The organism is Ligilactobacillus acidipiscis DSM 15836, assembly GCF_001435755.1.
Lineage (GTDB): Bacteria > Bacillota > Bacilli > Lactobacillales > Lactobacillaceae > Ligilactobacillus > Ligilactobacillus acidipiscis.
Genome location: NZ_AZFI01000358.1, coordinates 1 through 533 on the forward strand (window position 1 = coordinate 1; position 533 = coordinate 533).

Below are 533 nucleotides of genomic sequence, written 5' to 3' on the forward strand. Positions count from 1 at the left end.
ATGCTCTACCAGGAGGCCGAATGTCATTCGCAATCACTTTCAAACCTGGTAATCACTCCAAGTTAGCTAGCTAGTGAACATATCTCTATCACAGTCTCATTTCCTACCGACTATTTTATTTTGTATAGCTCATAATAACATAATAAAGCAAAATAAGCACAACCGGATTCTCGTTGATTATAGGGACTTTTTTATTGAAATTAGTAAGGTTTTTAAGCCGGCACTAGGCCGACTTTTAATTTCAAGCCTAACCCTTTAGCATACCGATTCAAGGTCTTTAAAGTTGGTACAGATTCCAGCATTTCAAGTTTAGCCACTTGCGGCTGTTTCATGCCAATCCTTGCAGCTAATTCTTGCTGCGAGACGTTGTTCTCAATTCGTTTTGCGTATAATTCTGCCATAGTATCAATAATAAATTTTTCGTCCACAGGAATTGAAGAAAAACTTGTTTCTAAATCTGCTAATCTCATAACTAGTCACCCTTTCTTTCTAACCAGTTTTCTAACTAAAGGTTGAAAGTTAATTTTTAGTGC

At 36.6% G+C, this 533-nt stretch carries 1 protein-coding gene; it reads right to left on the bottom strand.

Annotated elements, in window-relative coordinates; translation table 11 throughout:
* Positions 1-212: 212 nt before the first annotated feature.
* Entirely contained in the window at positions 213-470 is a 258-nt protein-coding gene (locus FC65_RS11115) for a helix-turn-helix domain-containing protein (RefSeq protein WP_056972810.1), read from the bottom strand.
* Between the last annotated feature and the right edge of the window lie 63 nt (positions 471-533).

Bases quoted from the DNA above. Each gene is read 5' to 3' on its own strand.
- FC65_RS11115 (WP_056972810.1), bottom strand. From the start codon at position 470: ATGAGATTAGCAGATTTAGAAACAAGTTTTTCTTCAATTCCTGTGGAC.